The following is a 19,891-nucleotide window of genomic DNA, read 5'->3' as shown; positions in this document are numbered from 1 at the left end:
GCTGTAGCGGTGCGTGCCCCGGCGCGCAACGCCCGGCATACGACACACGGCAGACGCACGACTCGGGTAGAATTTTTGCCATGGCCTTCTTCAAGCGCAGCACTGCGCCCACCTCCTCGTCGTCATCGGCGTCCGCCGCCCACGATGCCGCCGGCTCCGGCAATGGCAATGGCAATGGCACGCCGCCGGAATACACCATCGACGAACTGGCGCGGGCGGCCGGCACCACGGTGCGCAATGTGCGCTCCTACCAGGACCGCGGCCTGATCGATCCGCCCGAGCGGCGCGGCCGGGTGGGCATCTACACGCAGACGCACCTGGGCCGGCTTCGGCTGATCAACCACCTGCTGGCGCGCGGCTACACGCTGAACAATATCCAGGAGCTGCTCAAGGCCATCGTGGAAGGGCATGACCTGCGCTCCATCCTCGGGCTGGAATCCGCCATCAGCAGCCCGTGGACCGATGAAGTGCCGCGCCACTATTCCTACCTGGCGCTGGCCAAGCTGTTCGGCCGCGCGATATCGCGCCCGGCGCTGGCCAAGGCCATCGCGCTCGGCCTGCTGGAGCCGGACGGCATGGGCTACCTCGCACGCAGCCCGCGCACGCTGGCTGCCGGCGCGGAGATCGCGCGCGCGGGATTTCCGCTGGAAGATGTGCTGTCCATCGTCGAGCACGCACGCGGGCACTTCGAAGCCGTATCGGACCGGATCGTGGCCATGGTGGTGCGCGAGCTGGACCGCTTCGGTGAAGGCAAGCTGCCACCGCCGCAGGACGTGCCGCGGCTGGTGGATATCCTCTGGCGCATCCGCCCGCTGGCCATGGTGGCGGTAGAAGCGGAGATGATGCGGGCCATGGAACAGTCAGCCAATAAATACCTCGGCGACCGCGTGGCGGCCATCATCGAGCACTTGCACGACGCGCCGGAAGACGGCGGCGCGGGCAACGCGCCAAAGGCCGGGCCGCGCAAGGCCAGGCGCTGATACAGGTACGTGCCCGCTCTAGCCGGCTACCTAAAGCGCCACCATCTGGAAATCCCCCTTGCGCATGCCGCAATCGGGGCAGCTCCAGTCTTCCGGCACGGCACTCCATGCCGTGCCGGGCGCGATGCCATGCTCCGGCATGCCAGCGGCTTCGTCGTAGACAAGCCCGCAAATCTCACACTGCCAGACCTTCATGCCGCGGCCCTCACCGAGGGCGCCCGGCTGGATACGCCGGCGCGCGCGGAGGTGGCCTCGATCTCCGCGATCAGCGGCTCGATGCGCGCCAGCTGCGCACGGTTGTCGTGATCCCACGGGTGGAAGCCCGGCCGGAAATAATCGAACCACTCCGGAATCATCTTGCGCAGCACGCCAGGCTTGCCCCACAGGAAACGCACCACGCCGCCAAAGCCGCCGAGCTTGTTGCGGCACTCGCGATCCGCCATCACCAGCCGGATGTGGAATACGAACACCATCGCCCAGAACGTCACCGTGGTGGTGAGCATGGTGAAGGTGCGCAGCAGATAGCGATATAGCCCCGGCTTCATCACGGCATTCCATACGTCGTAGGCCACCGCCTTGTGCTCGGTCTCTTCCAGCGCGTGCCAGATCCACACCTGGTGATAGCCGGGCTCGGAGCCGCCCATCTGGTCCGGGTCCGCCAGCAGCCCGCCGGCAAGCATCGCGGTGTAGTGCTCGAGCGCGATGGTGTGCGCAAGCTGCCATGACTTGGGCAGTATCTTGCGCAGCACGTTGAGCAGTTTGCCGACGAACCGGTCGAGCGGCTCGGCGGGCAGGCCCGCATCCGTCATCAGCCGGTTGTAGAGGATATGCTCGCGCGTGTGCATGGCCTCCTGGCCGATAAAACCCGCGATGGCGCGCTTGAGCTCGGGGTCGGTCACGTCGTCGCGATAGGCGCGCACGCTGTCCATGAAGAAGCGCTCGCCCGCCGGAAAGAAGATCGATAGCGCGTTGACGAAGTGGGTGACATGGCGGCCCCGCACGTGCCAGTCGCCGATGCGGCTGGCGGGCAAGTGGGGATGCACATCGCGTCGGATTGGCATCATGATGAGTACTCCTGTCGATTCGTGGAATGCGTCGGGTGCGTCGGGTGCGTCGGGTGCGTTGCGTATGTCGGCGGTGGCCTCAGCGCCCGTCAAGAAAAGGCAGCAGGTCCGCCGCCACGCGCTGCGGATCCTCTTCCATCGGGATATGGCCCAGGCCTGCGTAGCGCTGCAGCCGCGCGCCAGGAATGCGCCCGGCAAAGGCTTGCGCATGCGCCGGCGGGATCCAGCGGTCACGCTCGCCCCACAGCACCAGCGTGGGCGAGCGGATGCCATTGAGCGCCTGCGTGTCGAGCGCGTCGAAGTCCAGCTTGGGCACCATGCGGCCGACCGCTTCGCGGCTGCCCTCGGCGTAGAAGAAATCGACATAGCGACGGAAGGTGCCTTCGTCCACCCGCGAGGCATCGCCGTAGACGTCGCGCGTGGCGGCGCGGATAACGCACTCCGGCAGCAGCCACGGCGCCGACCAGCGCACCGGCGCGTGGTTGAACAGCGCGATGTACAGCGGCAGCTTCATCGGGAAACCGGCGGCATCGATCAGCACCATCTTGTCGACGCGCCCGGGATGGCGCGCGGCCATGTCCCATGCGATCAGGCCGCCCAGCGAGTTGCCGATGACGCTGGCGCGCTGCAGGTGGATGGCGTCGCAGAAGGCGTCGATAAAGCGGCGGTACGTGTCCACATCCATGGTGAGAATGCGCCCGCGCGCATCGCGCAACGGCCCGGTCAGGCCAAAGGGCGGCAGGTCCACGCGCAGCACGCGATAGCGTTGCGCGAGTGCCGGCAGCACACCTTGCCAGGTGTGCAGCGAAGCGCCGAAGCCATGGATCAGCAGCAGCGGCTCGCCGCCGGGCACGCCTTCATCGGTGTAATGCACGAGCGTGCCCATGACCTGCACCCAGCGCGAGGCGGGCAGCGCGTAGCGTCTGGCGAGCGTTTCACGCGACAGGCTGAACAGCCCTACGCGGCCCTGGCCGAACCAGCGCGTGAGCGCGCCGGGTGGCTGCGAGAGGCGGCTGTCCGCCGGCATGGCGACGCGGTTCATTGCGCATCTCCGCCATTGCCGCTGGCCTTGGCCGGCACCGTGTTGGGCACGTCCGCGGCAGGCTTGCCGAGCGGGCCTTTGCGGCGCGCGTCGAACACCACCAGCTTCTGGTAGGCCGCGGGCAGCAACCGCGCCATCATGTCGGCGGCAACCGCATCCGGGCCGATCAGCACGCGGCGGCGGTTGTGGCGCACGCCGTTGAGGATCACGCGCGCGGCCTTGTCCGCCGTGGTGATGAAGTACTTCTCGAACTCATCGCGGCCCTGCTGCTCATCGTGCACCAGGAAGCCGGTGACGTTCGCGGAGATACGGCTGGCCTGCGCAATATTGGTCTTGATGCCGCCCGGGTGCACGCAGGTCGCGGACACGCCGCACGCCTGCATGTCGAGCTCCTGGCGCAGCGATTCCGTAAAGCCACGCACCGCATACTTGCTCGCGTTGTAGCCGCTCATGCCGGGCTGCGCGAAGATGCCGAAGATGCTCGACGTATTGATCACGTGACCGTCGCCGCTGGCCTTCAGGTAAGGCAGGAACGCCTTGGTGCCATGCACCACGCCCCAGAAGTTGATGCCCATGATCCATTCGAGGTCATCGTAGTTCATGCCCTCGATGGTGCTCGACAGCGCCACGCCGGCATTGTTGAAAATCAGGTTGATGCGCCCGTGCGCGCGCGCGGCCTGCTCGGCCCAGGCGTACATCGCGGCGCGGTCCGATACATCCACGCAGTGCTGCGTGAACACCAGGCCCGGCGCTGCGCGCATGACCTCGGCCACCGTCTGCGCGAGGCCTTTTTCATTGCGGTCCGACAGCGCCAGCTGGCAGCCTTCGCGCGCCAGCGCGAGCGCCAGTGAGCGGCCCATGCCGGAGCCTGCGCCGGTAATGGCGGCCACCTTGTTCTTGAAATCCTTCATGCGGTGTCTCCTCGGTGTTCTTCTGGTGTGCTTCTGGTGTGCTTCTGGTCAGCTTCGCGGCCGGGCACGCAACGCGCTCACGCCTCGATGGCCCGGTTGGCTTCGCTGGCTGCGTTGGCTGCATTGGGTGCGAGCGCGTGGTGCATCAGCGGGCGGATCTCGTAGTCGGCCATGCGAAAGCGTGCGGTGGCGCGGCGGAACTGCCAGGTGAACCCGGGCCACAGCGTGGTGTTCTTGCCGGTCTTGGGGTCGAGGTACCAGCTCACGCAGCCGCCCTCCGACCACACCGCGCCCGCCAGCTTGCGCTGCAGCCCCGCGTTGTAGTCGCGCTGCGCGGGCGGGCGCACGTCGATGGCCTGCACGCGCTGCTGGCCCATGGCCTTGAGCGCGCCGAGGATGTAGTTCACCTGCGACTCGATCATGAACACCATCGAGCTATGCCCCAGGCCGGTGTTCGGCCCCACCACCAGGAAGAGGTTGGGGAAGCCGGCCACGGTGGTGCCCAGGTACGCCTCGGCGCCATCGCGCCAGGCATCGAGCAGATCGGCGCCGCGCTGGCCGAGGATGGCGCCGCGCGGAATCGGATCGGTGGCGTGAAAGCCGGTGCCAAAGATGATGCAGTCCGCCTTGCGGCGGGTGCCGTCGCGCATCACGATGGCGTCTTCCTCCACGTGGTCGATGCCGCAAGTCACCACATCCACGTTGGCGCGCGCCAGCGCAGGGTAATAGTCGTTGGAGATCAGCACGCGCTTGCAGCCGATGGTGTAGTCCGGCGTGACGGTGGCACGCAGCGCGGGATCGGCGATCTGCCGCTTGATATGGCGGCGCGCGATGCGCGCCACCACCGTCATCAGCTTGGGATGGATCACGAAGCCAAGCACGCGCGACTCCAGCGCCCAGTAGATGCCGGTGCGCATCAGCTTTTGCGTGAGCGGCAGGCGGCGGAACAGCCAGCGCTCGGCGGCTGACACCTTGCGATCGGGCTTGGGCATGATCCACGGCGGCGTGCGCTGGAACAGGTCCAGGTGCGCCACCTGCGCAGCGATCTGCGGCACGAACTGGATGGCGCTGGCGCCGGTGCCGATCACCGCCACGCGCTTGCCCGCCAGCGCGTAGTCATGGTTCCAGTGCTGCGAGTGAAACGCCTCGCCGCGAAAGCGCGCCAGGCCCGGGATATTGGGATACGCCGGCCGGCTCAGGCCACCCATGCCCGACACCAGCACGCGAGCCCGCACGCGCTTGCCATCGGCCATGTCGAGCTGCCACGTGCCGCTGGCGTCGTCCCATGCGGCGCGGCGCAGTTCGTGGTTCAGGCGCAGGTGGGGGCGCAGGCGGAACTGGTCGGTGCAGCGTTCCAGGTAAGCGCGGATCTCCGGCTGCGGCGAAAACATGCGCGACCAGTTGGGGTTGGGCGCGAAAGAGAACGAGTACAGATGCGACTGCACATCGCAGGCGCAGCCCGGATAGTGGTTGTCGCGCCACGTGCCCCCCACCGAGGCGGCCTTCTCGAACAGCGCGAAGTCATGCAGGCCTGCCTGCTTGAGGCGGATCGCCATGCCCAGCCCGGCGAACCCGGTGCCGATGATGGCGATATCGATGTGCTCGGTGGGGCCGGGCCCCTGCGGTGACGGCTGGGCTGTGGATAACTCCGGGGGCAGGTCTGCTGGCGCATTCATAAGCTGTCTCTCGTGTCGCTGGCGTGCACGGCGGGATGCCGCATTGCGTCGCAACATCCTTGATTGTGACATTGATGAATGTCATCGTAGGCACGCCAGCGCCCCGGGTCAACTCGGAGATTTGAATCGCCATTCTAATTTTTAGCGGATTTTAGTGGCTTGTTGAGCGCATAAAACAGGAAGAAAGCGCGCTTTCCCGCACCAAGGGGCGTACCCACCGCTGCGTTTGAAACCGGCACCAATCTGTCGAACTTGGCAGAAAGGCGACGTTGGCTATCCCGGCGCGCGCCCCAGCAACCGCTTTCGCCAGGCATTCGGGGTTTCCTGCGTCCAGCGTTTGAACGCATGGCTGAACGCGCTCTGCTCCGAAAAGCCAAGCAGCATGGCCAGCTGGGCGAGGCTGATGGCGGGGTCGGCGAGGTAATGCTCGGCCTGCGCGCGGCGCACCCCGTCGACCAGCGCGGAGTAGTTCAGCCCCTGCGCCTGCAGCCGCCGCTGCAGCGTGCGCACCGGCAAGCGCAGATGCGCCGCCACCGCCGCGATCGGCACCTCGCCCCGATGCAGCGCCGCGCTGATAAAGGCCCGCGCCTGCGCGATCTCGCCGGTGCCGTCCGCCTCCAGCGCGCGCAGCTGGGCCTGGGCGATGCGCGTCATCTGTGCCTGCATTTGCGCATCGGCCTGCATCGAAGGGCGCGCCAGCAGCGCGGGATCGATGTGCATGGCGTGGCGCCCGGCGTTGAAGACCACCGGGCAGCCGAATACCCGGCTGTAGTCGTCGGCGTGGCCACCGGGTGGTGGCGCGTGGGGAAACTCGATACGCTCGGCAAAGAAGCCGTCGCCCAGCAGCCAGCGGGCAAAGCCGATCCACGTGGCCATGTGCAGCTCGTGCGCGTGGCGCGACAGCGGGCCGTGCTGCGCCTCCCACGTCATCCACGCGCCCTGCGCCGTTTCATGCAGGCGGGTGCGGCCGATATCGTTGGCCAGCACCTCGTAGCGGATGCCCTGCAGGATGGCCTCGCGCACCGTGGGCGTGGTCAGCACCACATAGCCCATCTCCGCATAGTGGCGCGGCCGGAACGCCGCGCCCGCGTGCAGGCCCGCCAGCGGATCACCGGCGGCGCGCTCCAGCGCATCGAGCAGCGTCAGGTAGTGCGCAACGCCGATGCGCGTGGCGGGGCCGGCCGGGCTGTCGAGCAAGGCGGGATCGAGCCCTGCGAGCACGAGCTGGTCGGCCGGCGCGATGCCGGCGGCCTCGCCGTAGTCGAGCACGGTGCGCAGGTAGGGCAGCGACACGGTGCCGGGCGTCTCGGCGACGTAAGCTGCGCTGGCGATGTCGGTGATAGCAGCGGCGGGGAGCGCCGCGTTGGCGCGTGGCATCAAATCACCTGTCATGCGGGATCAAGACCGGGGCCCGATCTTTATCCAAACTGCGGCGAGCGTCAATGCGGGGTATCGGCAACGCGCATCGCAAGGCCCGCGCCATGGACCCGCAATGGACCCGCAATGGACCCGCAATGGACCCGCAATGCACCCGCAAAAGACCCGCAAGCAGACGGATAAGCGCAAAACAGGAGACACACCATGCACACCCCAGCCACCGAGCCGCCCGCGTGCGCACTGTCGCGGCGCGGCTTTCTCAAGATTGGCTTTGGCTTGTCCGCCGCACTCGCGTGCGCCGGCCTGGTCCCGGCATTGTCCGGCTGCGCGCCCGCGCACAAGCAACCCGCCACCGGCATGCAGTTCCTGCGCGAAGGCGACGTGGCGTTGTTCACCGCCTTGCTGCCCGCCGTGGTGGCGGAGCTCGCCGAGCGCGAGCGCGGCTCGCGCGAACTGCAGCTCGGCCAGGCCGTGCGCAATGTCGACGCCACATGCGCCGCCATGGATGCCAACGCACGCGCGGAACTGCGCAAGCTGCTCGACCTGCTCGCCATCGGGCCGTTGCGCTGGGTGCTCGCCGGCGTGGGCCAGGACTGGAAGCAGACCGACACGCAGCAGGCGCGCCGCTTTCTCGCGCGCTGGCGCGCCAGCCGCTTTGCCACCTTGAATGCCGGCGCCGTGGTGCTGGTCAAGCTCAGCAGCGTGGGCTACTACCTGCTGCCGGCAGCGTGGGCGGGCAGCGGATATCCCGGCCCCAATCCTGCGGTCTTTCGTGCGCTGCACACCTGAAATCCAATACACGAGTACCTCATGGCCATTCCCGATATCTATAGCGCCGGCATCGCCGCCGGCTGGAACGTGGTGGACGGCGCCGCGCTCACCGCGCCGCTTTCGCTCGACGCCGACGTGGTGATTGTCGGCAGCGGCGCCGGCGGCGGCGTGGCCGCCGAGATCCTCAGCGAGGCCGGTCTGCGCGTGGTGCTGGTGGAGGAGGGCGCGCTGCGCACCTCCGACAGCTTCAAGGACATGGACGAGGGCCGCGCCTATCGCGAGCTGTACCAGGAGGGCGCGGCGCGCGCCACGTCCGATGGCGCCATCGCCATCCTGCAAGGGCGCTCGGTGGGCGGCAGCACGACGGTGAACTGGTCGTCGAGCTTTCGCACGCCAAAGGAAACGCTGGCGCACTGGGCCGCGCACCATGCGGTGAGCGGCCACAGCGCCGCGGACATGGCACCGTGGTTCGAGCGCATGGAGGCACGGCTGTCGGTGGCGCCGTGGGGCATGCCGCCGAACAACAACAACGATGTGCTCAAGCGCGGCTGCGACAAGCTGGGCTGGGAGTCGCACGTGATCCCGCGCAATGTGAAAGGCTGCTGGAACTCCGGCTATTGCGGGCTGGGCTGCCCGGTCAACGCCAAGCAATCGATGCTGGTATCGACCATTCCCGCCGCGCTCGCCAAGGGCGCCACGCTGGTCCACCGCGTGCGGGTGCGCGCGCTGGAGCATGACGGCAAGACGGTCACCACGCTTGCCGGTGAAGCGCTGGGTGCCGATGGCCGCACGCCCACCGGCATTGCGGTAACGGTACGCGCGCGGCACTACGTGGCGGCCGGCGGCGCCATCAACACGCCGGCGCTGTTGCTGCGCTCGCGCGTGCCGGACCCGTATCAGCGGGTCGGCGTACGCACCTTCATCCATCCGGTCAACCTGAGCGTGGCGGTGATGCCCGAACAGGTCGACCCATACTACGGCGCGCCGCAATCGATCGCCTCCGATCACTTCCAGTGGAAGGATGGCGCCACCGGCCCGATGGGCTACAAGCTGGAAGTGCCGCCCTTGTTCCCCGGCATCAGCGCGGGCGTGTTCAACCAGGTGGGCGAGGCGCTGCGCACCGACATGGCCGCGCTGCCGCATACCAACGCGATGCTGGCGCTGCTGCGCGATGGCTTTGTTGGGCAGAGCGAAGGCGGGCGCGTGCGCATTGCCGACGATGGCAGCCCGGTGCTCGACTACGACATCAGCGACTATGTCTGGGACGGCATGCGACGCGCCTGGCTGAGCATGGCCGAGGCCCAGTTCGCGGCCGGGGCGCTGCGCGTGCGCCCGGCCCACCTGGACGCGCCGTACTATGACAGCTGGGCGCAGGCCCGCCAGGGCATTGCCACGCTGCCGCTGGCCAAGTTCCGCGCGGCGCTGTTTACCGCGCACCTGATGGGCGGCTGCGCCATGAGCGACCAGCCGCAGGGCGGGGTGGTCGACAGCCATGGCCGCCATCACCAGCTGGCCAACCTGTCGGTGCTGGACGGTTCCGTGTTTCCGACCAGCATAGGAGCGAACCCGCAACTGTCTGTTTTTGCACTCAGCGCGCAGAACGCCCAGGCGCTGGCGGCGCGGCTGGCCGGATGAGCGCGGCCCGCCAATCCGCGCGGCTACGGGCGTTGGCTCGCAAGGACACGCCCCCCTTAAGCAGGGAAGTAAAATCCCGCATGGCGCGCGCGGCATGCGGGCACAATCAAATCGGATTAGAGGCATCGCTCCAAAATTACACTTGTGAAACGCCCGCAGCGCTCGCTAGGCTCCGTACAACTGTTTCAAGCATCCGTTTGCCGTCAGAGCAAGGAGCTGTTGCAGTGCGTGGAATTTTGCTGGGGTTGTGCGGCATGACCATGAGAGAGACGCCCCCTATGAAGACCGGAAGAGGCACGGCAGGAGACACCAAGGCCCGCATTCTCGACGCCACCGAGCGTTTGTTCATCGAGGTTGGTTACGAAGGCACCTCGCTAAGGCAAGTGACATCGCGCGCGATCGTCAACCTGGCCGCCGTCAATTACCATTTCCGCAGTAAAGAGATCATGATGCAGGCGGTCCTGGGCCGCCGGCTCGACCCGCTCAACACGCGCCGCCTGGCGCTGCTCGATGCCTGCGAGGCACGCTGGCCGGGGGCGCAGATACGCTGCGAACACGTGATGGGTGCGCTCTTCGTGCCCGCGCTGCAAATGGCGCGCGAGCCCGACGTGGGCGGCCCGTCGTTCCTGCGGCTGCTGGGGCGCGTGTATTCCGATACCTCGCCATTTATCCAGTCTTATCTGCTTGGCCATTACGCGCCGGTGTTCGGCCGCTTCTCCGATGCCTTCGCCCGCGCGCTGCCCGAGATCCCGCCACAAGAACTGGGCTGGCGCCTGAACTTCGCGCTCAAGGCGCTGGCCGGTGTGCTGGCCGGCGAGGAGCTTGGCAACCTGCTGCCGGCCTTTACGCAAGGCAAGGACCTGAGCGACGCGCACGTGCTCGCGCAGTTGAGCGCGATGGTGGTGGCTGCGCTCAAGGCACCCGTGCCCGCCAGCCAGCAGCTGTGCGCGCTGCAGGACGTGTTCCAGATCGGCGAGACCCAGCAAGCTGAAGAGCATGCCGGGCATGCCGCGCTGACTGCCCTGGTGGCAGAACAGGCGCAACGCGCCGACACCCTATCCGTTGCCGCGCGCAAGACACGCCGCGCGGCACGCAACGAGGGCGCGACACGCGCTGCCGTCACCAGCATGGCGGTGCGCGGCGCGCGCGAGCACCCCTTCGTCTTCCCGAGCAATCCGCTCGACGACTGGATGCGTACCCGCTCCAGAACCTAGCGGCGCGCTGGCGCCGGCCAACCGCCGGCGCAGGCCTGGCCGCCTCCAGGAACCCGAGTTGCAAGTGCCCCGCTTGAGCCAGGCATCCGGCCGTCCTTAGCCCGGCATTTCCGCAGCGATCCGCACTCGGGCATTCCGTTCTCAACGACACCACGCGTGCGTCCCGCGCACGCGGTGGACCGCTGTCGCCCGCGTTTTCCGCGCGGGCCGACACCACAACAGGAGATCCGCATCGTGAAAGCCTTGTATTCCCACGCGCCGAGCGCAACCGTATCCGCATCGAGAAGGTCATTGCCCTTATTGCACAATCTTGCGGCCACCGTCGCATTCGCACTCGCGATGGCCTTGCCCGCACCCGCACAGACGCAGCCGCAGGCGAGCGCCGGTTCGGGCACCGCCTTCGACGGGCTCGGCGCCCAGCAACAGGCCGCGCTGCTCTCGAAGCAGATCGCCAGCGGCGAACTGGCGAAGCTGCCCGACGAGCAACTGCTTGCGGCCATCAACGCATTGCAGCCCGAGGCCGCGCTGCTGTGGGCCAAGGCCGAGATGAACCGCTACCCCGAGTACGAGTACTGGATGACGCGCCAGGAGCGCCTCAACGGCCAGTGGCAAGACCAGCCCGCGCGCATGATGATCCGCTACCGCCACGCGCCGCGCCAGCTCTATGCGAAGTGGCTGCCGGGCGGCAGCCAGGCCGGCCAGGAAATCCTCTACGACGAGACGCAGCGCAAGGATGAGATGTACGGCCACCTCGGCGGCATGCTGGGCTTCACCTCGATGTGGATCGCGCTCGACGGCACCATCGCGCGCGCGCAGTCCAACCACACGGTGCGGGACCTGGGCTTCCAGTACGTGGTGTCGATGCTGGAGCGCGATGCCAGGTCGCTGCGCGCGGCCGGGCTCACGGAGAAGTTCACGCGCGCGGACATCGTGCAGGAGCAGGGCATGCGCATGGTCGCGCTCACCTGGGACCTGCCGGCCGGTGCGCCACGCTATTACGCCAAGCGGGTGCAGCTGATGCTGGACCTGAAGAACCCCTGGCCGCGCGTGGAAACCGCCTGGGATGCCGAGGGCAACATGGTCGAAAAGATTGTCTTCGAGAAGGCGGTGCGCAAGACCTTCGACGCGAGCGCCTTCGATGCGAAAAACAGCGACTACAAGTTCTGATGCTGCATCACCGTGTCCGCCATGCAGCGCCGCGCGCGTTTGAATCTGCTTGCGCGGGCACGCGTGCAGCAGTTTGAACAAACGGCGCGAGCGCTTGCGCAGCGGTGGCAAGGGCACGGCGCGCCATGTTTGGAACGCGCACTCTATTGACGCTCGCTTGCCCCGGCAGCGAGAGTCGCAGCACGGAAAAGGACGATGCGTTGCCAAGCATAGCGGCACGCAAGACAAAACAAAGCGGCACCACGCGCGACACAGCGCTTCAGGAGACAAGCATCATGCATCAGCATCCTTTGCAGCACGGACAGCATCGGCAACGTACGCCGTGGAGAAAACATCATGGGCAGCGGATCCTGCGCTACGGCGTGGCGCTGCTGGGTGCCACGATGCTGGCCGCCTGCGGCGGCGGCGGCGATGGCGGCAGCGGCGGTGGCAGCGCCGCCGCGAGCACCAGCTCCGCCCCGGCCACACCAGTGCGCCTGTGTCCCGCGGCACTCGACTACACCACCACCTTCACCGGCGGCACCGGCTCGGGCGAACTGGTCAAGGTGCAGATCGACACCACCAGGAAGACCTGGCAAGTGACCTTCCTCGACTCCTCGGTGCCGCGCACCACGGGCACGGTCATGCCGACCCGCAGCGACACCACCGGCGGCCAGAACGTGATGACGGGCACGCTGTCGCAGGAAACAGGCCTGCCCACCGACAAGCTCAACCAGTGCGCGTTCCAGCTCAACGGCGCAAGCCTGGACCCGAATCGCCCCGCGCGGCTGTTCGTTGGCGAAGGCGTGGCGGGCGGCACCATTCCGGGTGCGCGCATCCAGTTCAATGGTGTCCTGGGTGCAGGCGCGGTGCCGGATACCACCTTCCCGTATTTCCAGTTCATCGGCTTCGCGCAGACCGAAACCGACCTCACCAAGATCGCCGGCCAGTACAACGGCTACGGCTTTCACGAGGTGCCGTCGAAGAACTTCCAGACGGTGGCGCAGGACTACCGCATGGCGCTGGCGGCCGACGGCTCGTTCCAGGTGTGCGACAACAAGACGGGCGGCACCTGCTCGCAAAAGGGCAAGAACTTCGTGCCCCAAGCCAACGGCAGCCTGATGTCGGCCAACTACAAGGGTGAGATCGATCCGCCCACGCTCGGCGCGACGCTGGGCCGCGCCTACCTGATCGTGGGCAAGCTACGCGGCCAGTTGGTCCCGGTGATGATCCGCGTGGGCTACGCCAACGGATCGCTCACCAACGGCATGCCGCTGGGCGCCGACGACGAGATCGGCATCGGCATGATGGCGCCAGCCATCGCCGTGACGCAGGGCACGGTCAACGGCGAGTACGTCGGCGTGGACAGCAACTTCGACTACCGCACCACCGCCCTGGTGGCAGCGGACGCGGCCATGCTCGACCCGTTCCACCCGTCGGACGCCTCGCTCGCCACGGCGCTCAAGCTGGACTTCTCCCAGCAGTTGCCCGGCGTGGTCACCACCACGCGCAAGGATGGCGCGGCGGGCAGCCCCACCGGCAAGTTCATCTTCACCGGCGGCGTGTTCGGTTTCCTCGAGTCGCGCAGCGGCAGCCCGTACTTCACCATCGGCGCCTTCGTGCAATGACGGCCATGCAATCCAACTTATTCCGGGAAGACAAGATGACGAAGAATGCCTTTCGTTTGGCAGCGCCCTTGCTGATCGCCGCGCTCGCCTGGCTGGGCGGCATGCCCAGCGCCCATGCACAGAAAGCCGGTGACAACGTCGTCGCTGCCGGCTGGTTCCACATCAACACCAGCGGCAACAGCAGCCCGTTCACCACCAGCGTGATCGATGCGCCCATCAACGGCCCGCTGGGCTTGCCGTCGTCATTCACGGCGCCGGGCAGCAGCATCAGCACATCCAACGCGGACACGCTGGGGCTGACCTTCAGCCACTTCTTCACGGACCACATCGCGCTCACGGCGGTGGGCGGCATTCCGCCCAAGTTCAAGCTCTACGGCCACGGCAACCTGATCCCGCCGGGCCCGGCGGGCGCGCTGGGGCAGCAGCCGCTGGGCGACCCGAGCCTGAACCCGATCATCACCAGCGCACGCCAGTGGAGCCCGGCGTCGATGGTGCAATACCACTTCTTCGAGCCTACCGCGCGCGTGCGTCCTTTTCTGGGCATCGGTGTGTCGTACAACTTCTTCACCAACATCGAGCTCAACCCGGCGTTCGCCGCCTCGGTCAACAACAACCTGGGCGCCACGCTGGCCGCCGGCGCCGGCAAGCCGGGGCCGACCTCCGTCGAGGCCAAGGCGTCGAACTCGTTCGCGCCGGTGTTCAACATCGGCGGCTCCTTTGCGATCACGGACCAGTGGGGCCTGACCGCATCGGTCACCTACATTCCGCTCAAGACGACGTCGTCGATGATCATCAAGGCGTCCGACGGCACGGTGTTGTCCACCTCCAAGGCCACCATCAGCCCGAACCCGCTGATCATGTTTGTGGCGGCGACGTATAAGTTCTGAAGTGGGCAAAGCCGCTTGCGATGACGAGGGCTGTCACTCCCTCTCCCACAAGTGGGAGAGGGGAGCAAACCAGCGCTAGATCAAGCCGTTCGAACTCTCACGGCCGGTACCGTCACGGTCTTGCGCACAGGGCTTGAGAGCACCAGCGATGTGGTCACCGAGCCGTGGGCCGCGAGCGTGTCGACCACGTGCTCCAGGTCGGCCGGATCGGCGATGGCGCAACGCACGATAAAGCAATGCGCACCGGTCACGCGATCGGCGCTCAGCACTTCGGGCATGCTCTCGAACAGCTTCACATACTTCTGGATATAGGCGTGCGTGGTCTCGATATGGATGATCGCCTGCAGGCCGACGCCCAGCGCGCGCAGGTTCACCCGCGCGCCGTAGCCTTCGATCACGCCCGCGTCCTCCAGCTTGCGCACACGCTCGCTCATGGCGGGCTGCGACAAGCCAATGCGCTTGCCCAGCGCTGCCAGGCTCTGGCGGGCATCGGCCTGCAGCGCCTCCAGGATCAGTCGGTCTTTCTTGTCCAGCTCCATCCCATTCTCCTATGGCACCTGTTGCGCGCCACCGATGAATCATCGGTGCGCGGTGCCGATTTCCGATGCCTTGCCATTCGTGGCGACGGCTGCTGCGATTATGCTGGAACTCAGTGCGGCTCAATGCGCGGCCCGATATCCTTCCGGAGGCAATATGCAACTCATCGGCATGCTCGACTCACCCTATGTGCGCCGCGTGGCCATCTCACTGCGGCTGCTGGACCTGCCGTTCGAGCATCGAGCCGTCTCGGTGTTCAGCACGTTCGAGCAGTTTCGCGCGATCAATCCCGTGGTGAAAGCGCCCACCCTGGTTTGCGACAACGGCGTGGTACTGATGGAGTCCGGCCTGATCCTCGACTATGCCGAGACGCTGGCCACGCGCAGCCTGATGCCCGCGCAGCACAAGCAGCGCCAGCACGCCTTGCGCGTGATCGGCCTGGCGCTGGCGGCGTGCGAGAAGACGGTGCAGATCGTCTATGAGCGCAACCTGCGCCCGGCGGAAAAGCAGCACGAGCCATGGATCGAGCGCGTGCAGGGGCAGTTGCATGCCGCCTACGCGGCGCTGGAAACCGAACTGGCGGGGGCCGCGCTTCCCGCGGATGAGCGCTTGCTCATGCAGGCCGACGTGACCGCCGCCGTGGCGTGGGGCTTCACACAGCTGATGCTGCCGGCATGCGTCGAGGCGTCAGCGTATCCTGCGCTGGCGGCATTCAGCGCGGCCGCCGAACGCCTTGCCGTGTTCAAGGACACGCCGCAGACCTGATCCACTGCCGCGCACCGGCCGTGCTTAGTGAGCCAGGGCCTGGGCGAGCGCGCGCAGCAGGCCGGCGCCGTCGCCGCGCCAGGCGCTGCCATGCATGCAGGCCAGGGTGGTTGGCTGCAGCAGCGCCATGCGCTCCAGCATGGCGCCGGCGTTCGGCGTGTGGGAGAAGTAATCCATGCCGCGCCGGAACGCTTCGCTCGGCCCGAGGATGTCGGCCTCGGTCAGAGGCTGGAGCTCGGCACCGCCCTGGCTGAACAAGTCGCCGCAGAGCAGCGTGCCGGTGCGCTCCTCCATCATGAGCCCGCACTCCCAGGCATGCGGCAAGTGCGGCGTATCGAACCAGCGCACGGTATGGTGGCCAAGCGGCACGGCTTGCCCGTCCGCCAGGCCCTGCGCGGGCCGGTCGGCCAGGTCGTTGACGGACACCATGGCGGCGACGGTGCCGCACAGCGGCGATGCGTGGGGCGCCGCCGCCAGCCATTCATTGAGCGAGCCGCACTCGTCGGCTTCCACGTGCGAAAAGGCAATATGACGCAGCTGGCCCGGTGCGATCACGCTGGCCACGGCTTCATGCACCAGCGGGAACATCTTGCGCAGCCCCGTATGGAACAACAGCGGCTCGTCGTCGACGATCAGGTACTGGTTGAAGGAGAAGCCGCCCGGCCCACCGTCGATGTGGACCGGGGTATTGATCCGATAGATCCCGTCCGCGATTTCGTGGACGTTGGTGCCCGACCGGGCGTTGGTGACGGTCATCGTTGTCTCCTGGAAATCGTCTGGGCGCGGGGACCCGGCCGCCTGCGCCGGCCTGCTTCATTCTAGTCACTGCAACGCCACAGGCATGCCACCTTTTGCTTGGCCGGGCTGCACATGGGGCGCTCGACGGCGCAAAATGGGGACGACGATCCGGCAAGCGGGCGGCCGCGCCAGCCGGGAAGAGGGAAGAGGGAAGAGGGAAGAGGGAAATGCGCGATGGATGACGTGACTCGGGCAGCCCGCGACAGCGTGCGTCTGTTCCTGTGCGGCGATGTGATGACCGGCCGCGGCATCGACCAGATCCTGCCGCATCCGGGCAAGCCGCACCTGTTCGAGGGCTGGCTACGCTCGGCAGTCGACTATGTCGAGCTGGCCGAGCGTGCCACAGGCGCGATACAGCGGCCGGTTGATCCTGCCTATCCGTGGGGCGACGCGCTCGCGCAGCTGGATCGCTTCCGGCCGGATGTGCGCATCGTCAACCTGGAAACGGCCGTCACCGTGAGCGAGGACGCACAGCCGGGCAAGGGCATCCACTACCGGATGCACCCCGCCAATGTGGCGTGCCTGCGCAGCGCGCAGCTCGATTGCTGCGTGCTGGCGAACAACCACGTGCTGGACTGGGGGTGCGCCGGGCTCGACGAAACCCTGGCAACCTTGCACGGGGCAGGCATGCGGACCGCGGGCGCCGGACGCGACGAGGCGCAGGCCAGCGCGCCTGCCGCGATCGCGCTCGCGCAAGGGGGAAGGGTGCTCGTCTTTGCCTATGCCACCGCGGCAAGCGGCGTGCCGGCGGACTGGGCCGCGGCCCCCGGGCGCGCCGGCATCCATTTCCTGCCCGACATTTCGGTGCGCGCCGCCGATGGGGTTGCCCGCCTTACGGCAGCAGCGAAGGGCGCGGGCGATATCGTGGTGGTGTCGCTGCATTGGGGCGGCAACTGGGGCTTCGACATTTCGCGCCAGGAGCAGGCCTTCGCGCACCGGCTGATCGATGCGGGCGGCGCCGATATCGTGTACGGGCACTCGTCCCATCACATCAGGGGTGCCGAGGTGTATCGCGACCGCCTGATTCTCTATGGCTGCGGTGACTTCCTCAACGACTACGAAGGCATCGGCGGATACGAGCGATACCGGCCCGACCTGGCCTTGATGTACTTCCCGCTCGTCGACGGCGCAACCGGCGCATTGCGCCAGCTGTCCGCCGTGCCGATGCAGATCCGCCATTTCAGCCTGCGCCGCGCACCGGAGCAAGGCGTGTCGTGGCTCTGCGCCACGCTGGACCGGGAAAGCGGCAAGCAGGGCACGCACGCGACCCGTGTGGCGGACGATACCCTGGCGTTGCGCTGGGACGGCTAGCGCGCTACGCGCGCATGGCTTTCGCCATCTCGCTCGTGGCGTGCCAGCCCAGCGCGACATACAGCGACCGGCCCATCTCGGTGGCGTGCAGGATCGCGTACTGGAGGTCGCGCCTGGTGAATTCGTCCTCCGCCAGCTGCATGAGGCGGCGCCCCAGCCCCTGCTTGCGATGCGTAGCCTCCACATACACGTTCAGCACGTAGCCACGCTTGTCCTGCAGGGGATGGGCCGGATGCGGCGGCCAGTCGATCGCCATCAGGCCAATGCCGCCCACCGGCTGGCCCTGGTCCATCAGCACGAAGCCGAAGTAGCTGCCATCGCGCAGGCGCGGCACAAGCCATGGCCGGAACTGCTGCGTCATGGCCTGCAGGACCTCCTCGCCGCGCCCGGCCTCGCGGAACATGGATTCGCGATGGCGGCAGACCAGCTCGACATCATCGGCACCAAGCGGGCGGACTTCCATGGCAGGCTTCCTTGGGGATTTGCGTGGGTGGTGGGAGAGAGAATTTGCGCGGCGCGCACCGACATCCTAACGCAGTGCATTGCGATTCGGAGAACTTCCCACCGGCGCCATGGCCCGAAGCCGGGAATAAAAAAAGCGAAGCGCTGTTGGCGCTTCGCTTCGAGGCCATCCGGGCTGAATGCACCGGATGGCAGGACGAACCCTTCTGCCTTACTGCGTGGTCACGGCCGGCTTGACGTCCACCGAGGCCACCGGTCCGGTCTCGCTCAGGCCGCCGCCAAGCGACCGGTACAGGTCGATGGCATTGTTCAGGCGCAGTTGCCGCGCCTGGATCAGGGCCTGGTCGGCAGCGAACAGCTGACGCTGCGAGTCGAGCTGGTCCAGCTGGCTGGCCACGCCATTCCTGAAGCGCATCGTCGACAACTCGTAGCGCGCTGCCTCGGCGTTGCGCACCTGCTCCTGGCTGGTCACCTGCTCTTCCAGCGTGCCGCGCGCCACCAGTGCATCCGCCACTTCCGCGAAGGCCGTCTGGATGGTCTTCTCGTAGTTGGCGATCTGGATATTCTTGCGCACGTTGGTCAGGTCCAGGTTGGACAGGTTCCGGCCGTAGTCGAAGATCGGCAGCACCAGCTGCGGTGCGAACGACCACGCGCCGGTGCCGGAATCGAACAGGCTCGAGAAGGTCGGGCTGATCGCGCCGGCATTGGCGGTGAGCGTAATGCGCGGGAAGAACGCCGCGCGCGCCGCGCCGATATTGGCGTTGGCGGAGAGCAGCAACTGCTCGGCCTGGCGGATGTCGGGACGCTGCTCGAGCAGGTCCGACGGCAGCCCTGCCGGGATGTCGCTGATGATCCGCTCGTCCGACAGGCGCATCGGTGCAGGCAGGTTCTCGATGGTGCCAAGCGGCTTGCCCACCAGCACCTCAAGCGCGTTCTGCGCCTGCGCGCGCTGGCGTGCCAGCTGCGCGGCGGAAACGCGGGCCTGCGCCACCAGCGATTCGTTGTCGCGCAGGTCCAGCGCCGACGTGGCGCCCGCATCGAAGCGTTGCTTGGCCAGGCTCAGCGTGTACTCGCGCGTCTTCAGCGTGTTCTGCGCGAGCTCGTATTGCTCGGCGAAAGAGCGCTCGGACAGGTAGGCCTGGGCGACTTCGGAGACCAGCGAGATCTGCGCGGAACGGCGTGCTTCCTCGGTGGCGAAGTACTGCGACAGCGCCGCGTTGGACAGACTGCGCACGCGGCCGAAGAAGTCCAGCTCGAACGAAGTCACGCCGGCGCCCGCCTGGAAGTACTCGGAGACAAACGGCTTGCCGGTGGCCGACTGCAAGGCGGGGGTGCGCGAACGGTTGAAACCGCCGGTGGCGTTCACCGTGGGCAGCAGGTCGGCGCGCTGCACCTGGTACAGCGCGCGCGCTTCCTCGATGCGCAGCGCAGCGGTGCGCAGGTCGCGGTTGTTCTCCAGCGAGGTGGCAATCAGCACTTGCAGGCGCGGGTCGCGGAAAAACTCGCGCCAGCCGATCTCGCTCGCCCGGCGGGTTTCGCCGGTCTTCACTTCGGCGGCCGCGTAGCCTTCCGGCGCGGCCGGGAAGCTGGTGGCCACCGGCGGGGCAGGGCGTTCATAAACGGGTGCCAGTGTGCAACCCGAGAGGACGCCCGCCACCAGCAACAGCGTGGTCAGTGTCTTTGTCAT

At 67.3% G+C, this 19,891-nt stretch carries 19 protein-coding genes; 9 read left to right on the top strand and 10 right to left on the bottom strand.

Annotated elements, in window-relative coordinates:
* Nucleotides 1–80 precede the first annotated feature (80 nt).
* Entirely contained in the window at nt 81–980 is a 900-nt protein-coding gene (locus tag AC1RQC_RS02615; RefSeq protein ID WP_492882382.1) for a MerR family transcriptional regulator, read from the top strand.
* Between the two features lie 30 nt (nt 981–1,010).
* On the opposite strand, the gene AC1RQC_RS02610 is transcribed toward AC1RQC_RS02615, so the two are convergent.
* From AC1RQC_RS02610 to AC1RQC_RS02585, 6 genes are all read right to left on the bottom strand, one after another.
* Nucleotides 1,011–1,175, bottom strand: a complete 165-nt coding sequence (locus AC1RQC_RS02610) for a rubredoxin (protein ID WP_253929397.1) — start codon at nt 1,173–1,175, stop codon at nt 1,011–1,013.
* Nucleotides 1,172–2,044 carry a metal-dependent hydrolase gene (locus tag AC1RQC_RS02605; RefSeq protein WP_492882381.1) on the bottom strand — a complete coding sequence of 291 codons (873 nt, stop codon included), beginning with the start codon at nt 2,042–2,044 and terminating at the stop codon, nt 1,172–1,174. The genes AC1RQC_RS02610 and AC1RQC_RS02605 overlap by 4 nt, the downstream gene beginning before the upstream one ends.
* Before the next feature lie 79 nt (nt 2,045–2,123).
* The gene (locus AC1RQC_RS02600) at nt 2,124–3,086 is read right to left on the bottom strand and encodes an alpha/beta fold hydrolase (protein ID WP_492373241.1); all 963 of its coding nucleotides are present in this window, start codon (nt 3,084–3,086) and stop codon (nt 2,124–2,126) included.
* Nucleotides 3,083–3,997, bottom strand: coding sequence for an SDR family NAD(P)-dependent oxidoreductase (locus AC1RQC_RS02595; protein ID WP_492882380.1), 915 nt, complete (start codon nt 3,995–3,997; stop codon nt 3,083–3,085). The genes AC1RQC_RS02600 and AC1RQC_RS02595 overlap by 4 nt, the downstream gene beginning before the upstream one ends.
* 77 nt (nt 3,998–4,074) lie before the next feature.
* Nucleotides 4,075–5,673 (bottom strand): flavin-containing monooxygenase, encoded by a 1,599-nt coding sequence (locus AC1RQC_RS02590; RefSeq protein WP_492882379.1) that lies wholly within the window; start codon nt 5,671–5,673, stop codon nt 4,075–4,077.
* A gap of 273 nt (nt 5,674–5,946) precedes the next feature.
* Nucleotides 5,947–7,050: an AraC family transcriptional regulator gene (locus tag AC1RQC_RS02585; RefSeq protein WP_492373244.1), complete on the bottom strand. Its 1,104-nt coding sequence runs from the start codon at nt 7,048–7,050 to the stop codon at nt 5,947–5,949.
* A gap of 204 nt (nt 7,051–7,254) precedes the next feature.
* Between AC1RQC_RS02585 and AC1RQC_RS02580 the strand changes: the two genes are divergently transcribed.
* The 6 genes from AC1RQC_RS02580 to AC1RQC_RS02555 all read left to right on the top strand — a co-directional run bounded on the left by AC1RQC_RS02580 (nt 7,255) and on the right by AC1RQC_RS02555 (nt 14,331).
* Complete coding sequence (locus AC1RQC_RS02580; RefSeq protein WP_492882378.1) at nt 7,255–7,839, top strand: hypothetical protein; 585 nt, start codon at nt 7,255–7,257, stop codon at nt 7,837–7,839.
* 21 nt (nt 7,840–7,860) lie between these two features.
* Nucleotides 7,861–9,456, top strand: a complete 1,596-nt coding sequence (locus tag AC1RQC_RS02575; protein WP_492882377.1) for a GMC family oxidoreductase — start codon at nt 7,861–7,863, stop codon at nt 9,454–9,456.
* A 278-nt stretch (nt 9,457–9,734) separates the two neighbouring features.
* Nucleotides 9,735–10,670, top strand: coding sequence for a TetR/AcrR family transcriptional regulator (locus tag AC1RQC_RS02570; protein WP_492827572.1), 936 nt, complete (start codon nt 9,735–9,737; stop codon nt 10,668–10,670).
* A gap of 339 nt (nt 10,671–11,009) precedes the next feature.
* Entirely contained in the window at nt 11,010–11,837 is an 828-nt protein-coding gene (locus AC1RQC_RS02565; RefSeq protein ID WP_492809225.1) for a DUF1571 domain-containing protein, read from the top strand.
* Between the two features lie 383 nt (nt 11,838–12,220).
* Nucleotides 12,221–13,444 carry a DUF2957 domain-containing protein gene (locus AC1RQC_RS02560; RefSeq protein WP_492373258.1) on the top strand — a complete coding sequence of 408 codons (1,224 nt, stop codon included), beginning with the start codon at nt 12,221–12,223 and terminating at the stop codon, nt 13,442–13,444.
* A gap of 35 nt (nt 13,445–13,479) precedes the next feature.
* Nucleotides 13,480–14,331 carry an OmpW/AlkL family protein gene (locus tag AC1RQC_RS02555; protein WP_492882491.1) on the top strand — a complete coding sequence of 284 codons (852 nt, stop codon included), beginning with the start codon at nt 13,480–13,482 and terminating at the stop codon, nt 14,329–14,331.
* An 80-nt stretch (nt 14,332–14,411) separates the two neighbouring features.
* Here the strand turns inward: AC1RQC_RS02555 and AC1RQC_RS02550 are convergent, their stop codons facing one another.
* Nucleotides 14,412–14,870, bottom strand: coding sequence for an Lrp/AsnC family transcriptional regulator (locus AC1RQC_RS02550; protein WP_492373249.1), 459 nt, complete (start codon nt 14,868–14,870; stop codon nt 14,412–14,414).
* A gap of 154 nt (nt 14,871–15,024) precedes the next feature.
* Between AC1RQC_RS02550 and AC1RQC_RS02545 the strand changes: the two genes are divergently transcribed.
* The gene (locus AC1RQC_RS02545) at nt 15,025–15,633 is read left to right on the top strand and encodes a glutathione S-transferase family protein (RefSeq protein WP_492827574.1); all 609 of its coding nucleotides are present in this window, start codon (nt 15,025–15,027) and stop codon (nt 15,631–15,633) included.
* 24 nt (nt 15,634–15,657) lie between these two features.
* Here AC1RQC_RS02545 and AC1RQC_RS02540 read toward each other — a convergent pair whose 3' ends face one another.
* Entirely contained in the window at nt 15,658–16,389 is a 732-nt protein-coding gene (locus AC1RQC_RS02540) for an oxygen-binding di-iron domain-containing protein (RefSeq protein WP_492882376.1), read from the bottom strand.
* 216 nt (nt 16,390–16,605) lie between these two features.
* Here AC1RQC_RS02540 and AC1RQC_RS02535 point away from each other — a divergent pair, with 216 nt between their 5' ends.
* The gene (locus AC1RQC_RS02535) at nt 16,606–17,742 is read left to right on the top strand and encodes a CapA family protein (RefSeq protein WP_492373252.1); all 1,137 of its coding nucleotides are present in this window, start codon (nt 16,606–16,608) and stop codon (nt 17,740–17,742) included.
* 4 nt (nt 17,743–17,746) lie between these two features.
* On the opposite strand, the gene AC1RQC_RS02530 is transcribed toward AC1RQC_RS02535, so the two are convergent.
* Nucleotides 17,747–18,205, bottom strand: a complete 459-nt coding sequence (locus tag AC1RQC_RS02530; RefSeq protein ID WP_492827580.1) for a GNAT family N-acetyltransferase — start codon at nt 18,203–18,205, stop codon at nt 17,747–17,749.
* A 210-nt stretch (nt 18,206–18,415) separates the two neighbouring features.
* Complete coding sequence (locus tag AC1RQC_RS02525; protein ID WP_416050037.1) at nt 18,416–19,891, bottom strand: efflux transporter outer membrane subunit; 1,476 nt, start codon at nt 19,889–19,891, stop codon at nt 18,416–18,418.

Source organism: Cupriavidus sp. GW822-FHT03E04, assembly GCF_058801495.1.
This window is presented reverse-complemented; position numbering and strand designations above follow the sequence as displayed.